Origin of the sequence: Microbacterium sp., from assembly GCF_011620715.1 — a bacterium.
Taxonomy (GTDB): Bacteria; Actinomycetota; Actinomycetes; order Actinomycetales; family Microbacteriaceae; genus Microbacterium.
The window spans coordinates 37,393-41,199 of sequence record NZ_WOYP01000083.1 but is presented as its reverse complement, the minus strand read 5'-3'; the positions used below and the strand labels follow the sequence as shown (position 1 = coordinate 41,199).

General features: G+C 70.5%; 3 protein-coding genes and 1 pseudogene. 1 reads left to right on the top strand and 3 read right to left on the bottom strand.

What is annotated here, in order from left to right:
• The 3 genes from QZV84_RS11465 to QZV84_RS08170 all read right to left on the bottom strand — a co-directional run.
• Positions 1 to 568 (bottom strand): DUF222 domain-containing protein (locus QZV84_RS11465; protein WP_363331894.1); only part of this gene is annotated, 568 nt, incomplete at its 3' end.
• Between the two features lie 120 nt (positions 569 to 688).
• Positions 689 to 1,294 carry a hypothetical protein gene (locus QZV84_RS08175; RefSeq protein ID WP_292828059.1) on the bottom strand — a complete coding sequence of 202 codons (606 nt, stop codon included), beginning with the start codon at positions 1,292 to 1,294 and terminating at the stop codon, positions 689 to 691.
• Positions 1,295 to 1,415: 121 nt separating this feature from the next.
• On the bottom strand, positions 1,416 to 3,401 hold the full coding sequence (locus QZV84_RS08170) for a glycosyltransferase (RefSeq protein ID WP_292828056.1): 1,986 nt from the start codon (positions 3,399 to 3,401) through the stop codon (positions 1,416 to 1,418).
• Positions 3,402 to 3,540: 139 nt separating this feature from the next.
• Here QZV84_RS08170 and QZV84_RS08165 point away from each other — a divergent pair.
• Positions 3,541 to 3,807 (top strand): annotated as a pseudogene (locus QZV84_RS08165) (hypothetical protein); the annotation flags it as partial.

Below are 3,807 nucleotides of genomic sequence, written 5' to 3'. Positions count from 1 at the left end.
CATCATCGTCCTGTGCGGCTTCGTCCTGTGCGGCTTCGTCCTGTGCGGCTTCGTCGTGTGCAGCTTCGTCGAGTGCGGCTTCGTCCGTCGCAGGATCTTCTGCCGTCGCCGGACCGGCTGTCCCTTGGCTGACTTCGTGAGCCATCTGGGTCAGCCGATCGTGGATCGCGTGCGCGAGCACGGCGGGCAGATCGGCAAGGAGCCGGGCCATGCCATCTCCGATGTCGATCACACGCACTCTGCGGGATCCGTGGGCACGCCGTTGGAGTTCCGCGACCATCGTCGGGTCGATCCGCGCGGCGACCACCCGGGCTATCGCACGCAATCGGTACGGGGTCTCGAACTGCGCAGCATCCAGCACGATTCGCTCGTATTCGGCCCTCAGAACCGGGTCGGCCACGACGACGCCAGGGTCGATGATCGCGCTGGCATGAGCCAGGTCGATGCGACCTTCACGCAGCGACGCAAAGGTCGCCTGAAACGCGTCGACCAGAGTGCTGGCCGTCGACATGCGCTCCCGCACGGCGCGATCGCTGAGTCGCATCGCCGCGCCCAGCTCGCTGGTCACCTCACGCAGGGGAAGATCATGCGGGGTGCGCTTGCCGGCCGCCCGGCGACGCCCACCACCCGAGCCTGCTGAGCAGGGCGATGCCGCTCAGGAGCACGATGCTGAACCACGGCGGCACCGTCACCGTGCTGTCGCGGCTGATGGGATCGATCGACGACGTGACTGCATAGTCGGCTGCGTCGACGGCTGCGTCGACGGCTGGGTCGTCGGCTCGAGCGGAAGATCCTCGACGCGGGCGGCGCGGACCGCCTTCACTCGCAGCGTCGTGCCGTGCTCCAGGGGTGCGGCCAGGCCCTCGATCAGCGTCCGGCGCGTCAAGGCCGCGGCGTTGCGCGCGACGACGCGGCTCTCGTACCAGCGGGCGGACATGAGCAGCGGACGCCCCTCGGCGGTCGCGCACCAGCCCACACCGCGCGGCGAACGCGCAGCGACCGGGTGGAATTCCAGCTCGGCGCCGGACGCCTGCACCAGACGGACGTGATGCTCGGCATCCCGCTCCGAGCGGAACACCCCGACGCTGCGGGCCAGCTCACGTCCGTTCGACGCGATCATCCGCCAGCCGACCACGGGTCGTGTGGAAGACGACGCGGACACCGCGTTCGCCGCAGGATCTGGCGGCACGGCCGAGTGAATGCCCTCGACCAGTGCCGAAGAGGCCAGCCATTCACCGAGCGCTCGCTCACCAGACGACGCGTAGCCGACGACGACGAAGTGCGCGGCACCCACCCTCGCTCCCGTCCGCGCGCGGAGCGCACGGCACAGCGTGACGCGCCTGTTCGACCAGTGCATGACGACGAAGTGAACGGGAGGTGTCGGGGTTTCCGGCTGTCTGTCGCTGCGGCGCGGCTTACCCGTCGATGCGGGTGCCCGATCTGCCGCCGATCGTGACCAGGCCGGGGTGCTTGGGCTCGCGCCCGTCGCCGGCGGTGCGGCCGCGCAGCCGTCGCAGCATCCACGGCATCGCGTGATCCCGAAGCCACGCGGCGCGGGGGTCGGCCGCAGGCTCGTCGCCGTCATCCGCATGCAGCGACTGTTCCAGAAGACCGAGCGGCTCTGCATCGGGGACCCCGAGGCGCGCTGCCGCCTCGTAGGCCAGCATCCGGTGGCCGCGAGGGTTCAGGTGCACGGCGTCGTCGGCCCAGAGCGACAGATCCCCGATCGTGGGAGCGGTCTCGACGTCGAGCAGCACGGCGCCGCTCGTGCGGGCCAGCGTGCGCAGCTCCGAGTTGAAGAGCGCGAAGCGCTTGGCCAGCAACAGCGATGCCCGCCGCCGCGGAAGGAAGGGGGTGACCAGCAGCACGTCGCAGCCCGACGCCCGCAGCCGGCGGATGCCGTCGCCGAGGCGGGCTGCGAGAGCGACGGGGTCCGCACCCAGCCTCACCAGGTCGTTGCCGCCCACCAGTACCGAGACGAGATCGGCGCGCAGGTCGATCGCTCTCGGGATCTGATCACGCACCACGTGCTCGATCCGCCGGCTGCGCACGGCGAGGTTCGCATACTGCAGGCCAGCGCGGCCGGGCTGCGCGTGGGCGATGAGCTCGGCGAGCCTGTCTGCCCAGCCGCGGTACTGCCCGTCTGTCATTCTCGAACCGTCGCTCAGGCCCTCCGTGACGGAGTCTCCGACCGCGACGAAGCGACGCACCGGCCTGCGCTTGCCCGCCGATGGCGGCAGTGCGGGGCGCTCGCCGATGCGGCTGAGGAGCTGCTCATCGATGCGTCGAAGGGACGCGGCGTCGGCATAGTGCGCGAGAAGCTGGTCTCCGAGAGCCGCCCAGGAGCGGCCGAGCACTCCGCGGCGTCCGGCCACTCCGAACGCCCGGGCCTTGAGCCCGTCGCCGGTCAGATCGGCGACGGCGTCGCGCATGGCGCGCAGGTCGCCGGGTTCGTACAGCCATCCGTTGATGCTGTTGTGCACGAGATCCAGCGGTCCGCCGCGGCCCGTCGCCACGACGGGGACGCCGCTGGCGAGGGCTTCCTGGATTCCCTGGCAGAAGGTCTCGCTCTCGCCCGGGTGGACGAACACGTCCAGACTCGCGACGGCTCGCGCAAGATCCGTGCCGCCGAGGAAGCCGGTGAACACCGCACCGGGAAGCTGCCGTTCGAGGCGGGCACGGGCGGGCCCTTCGCCGATGATCACGAGCCGGACCCCGGGCAGATCGACCAGCACGCGCAGATCCTCGAGTTGCTTCTCGGGCGCGAGCCGCCCGACGTAGCCGACCAGGGTCTCGCCCGGGCCGATCTTCGCCCGCCAGGCGTCGCTGCGGCGACTCGGCTCGAACCGGTCGATGTCCACTCCCCTCCCCCACAGCCGGACGCGATCGACGCCCAGATCGCGCAGCTGCGCGGCCGCAGCTGTCGACGGTGCGAGTGTGAGGGTCGACCGCCGGTGAAGTCGCCGGATGTGAGACGCGACCAGCGGTGCCCCACCCGGAACCCCGTACTTGGCGGCGTACGCGATGACGTCCGTCTGATAGACCGCCACGGTAGGGACCCGCAGCAGGTTGGCGGCGGCCTGCCCGTGCCAGCCGAGCACGAGCGGCGAGGCGAGATGCACGACGTCCGGCGCGAAGTCGGCCAGCAGCCCGGTGACGTGCGGTGTGGTCGCGACGGTCACGCGCACCTGCGGATATGAGGGCAGCGGCACCGAGCGCAGCTGCTCGGTGCGGGCATCGGACCCGGCGATCTGCATCTGCTCGGAGCCGGTGCCCGAGCCTGGGGCGATCACCATCGCCTCATGACCGTGGCGTTCGAGATGGGCCAGAACCTGGAGCACCGAGTTCGTGACGCCGTTCATGTGCGGAAGGAAGGATTCGGCCAGCAGCGCGACTCTCACACATCCAGGGTGCAGTGCGCTCAGCGCCCTACCCTCGCTGAACCGGTCGCTTTGGCCAAGAGTTCATCGGCCGCACCCACAGCCGTTACCGACCGGTGCCGTTTCTCGACCATTCACCTCGTGCTGGTACTCAGGAACCGTGATTGACGATCTGCTGGCCGCCGTCGCGACAAGCCCGTGGGCACTGCCGCTTCTGTTCGCGCTGGTGTTCGGCGACGCCTTCCTCGTCGTCATCCCCGGCGAGGCCGCCGTCACCGCCCTGGCCGCACTCTCGGTCGTGCACGGTCAGCCGCCCATCGCCGCGGTGGTCGCGGTCGCGGCGATCGCCGCGTTCTCGGGGGATGCCGCGTGCTACACGATCGGTCGCACGATCGGTGTCGATCGGTGGAGGTGGTCGCGGGCGCCG